Below are 1,110 nucleotides of genomic sequence, written 5' to 3'. Positions count from 1 at the left end.
GGCACCGGCGAGCCAGCGGGCGACGTGCCCGCCCAGCGCACCCGTACCACCGGTGATCAGGACCGTGCCGCGCGCCGACCAGGGCCGGCCGGCGCCGCTGCGGGCGTGGGTGAGCCGGGCGGTGAACACGCCGAAGGCACGGACAGCGACCTGGTCCTCCGCGGTGCTGGTGCCCTGGTTGAGTACGGCGGCGATACGGCTGGCGACGCGCTCGTCGACCGCCGTGGGCAGGTCGATCAGGCCGCCCCAGCGCCGGGCGTGCTCCAGGGCGAGGGCGCGGCCGAAGCCCCACACCTGGTTCTGCACCGCGCTGAGCGGTGCGTCGTCCGAGCGGCCGGTGGCCGCCGCGCCCCGGGTGGCGCACCACAGCGGCGCGTCGATGCCCGCATCGCCGAGCGCCTGGGCCAGTGCCACGGTCTGCGCGAGGCCGTGGGAGAGCGCGGGGTGCTCGGGCGAGGCGGTCTCGTCGATCGCGAGCAGCGACAGGATGCCGGCAAGTGATTCGGCTTCGGCTGCGGCCCGGGTCAGCTCGCCGGCCAGGGACTCGCGGTCGGCGTCCGCGCCGACCGTCAGCGGGATCAGGCGCGCGCCGCGTCCGGCGAGGGCCGCGCGGACCGTCCCGGCCCACTCGTCGCCCTCGGACGCGGCGAACAGCCAGGTGCTGCCGGAGAGGTCGCCTGCGGGCAGGCCGTTCAGCGGCTGCCAGGTCAGCTGGTAGCGCCAGCCGTCCACGACGGACTGCTCGCGCCGCTGCCGCCGCCAGGCGGACAGCTTCGGGACCACGACGTCCAGTTCTTCGGCGCTCAGCCCCAGCGTGGCGGCGAGCGACTGGGCGTCCTCGCGCTCGACGCTCGCCCAGAACTCGGCGTCGACCGCGTCCACGAGGGCCGCCTCGGCCTCCGGTGCATCCAGCCAGTAGCGCTGCTGCTGGAAGGCGTAGGTGGGCAAGTCGGTCTTCCGTGCACCAGGGAAGAGCGCCTGCCAGTCCGGGGAGACGCCGTGCACGTGCAGTTCCGCGAGCGCGGCGGTGACGGCCTGCTGCTCCGGGCGGTCGGCACGCAGGACGGGCACGGTGACGACGTCGTCCGCGCAGGCCTGCGCCAGGGCGCT

The 1,110-nt window shown here is 75.8% G+C and carries 1 pseudogene; it reads right to left on the bottom strand.

Annotation, left to right across the window (positions count from 1 at the left end):
* A pseudogene (locus ABZ208_RS39140) lies at positions 1-1,110 on the bottom strand (polyketide synthase); the annotation flags it as partial.

The organism is Streptomyces sp. NPDC006208 (assembly GCF_040613775.1).
Taxonomy (GTDB): domain Bacteria; phylum Actinomycetota; class Actinomycetes; order Streptomycetales; family Streptomycetaceae; genus Streptomyces.
The sequence above is the reverse complement of the archived record's forward strand: the minus strand, read 5'-3'. Positions and strand labels throughout refer to the sequence as shown.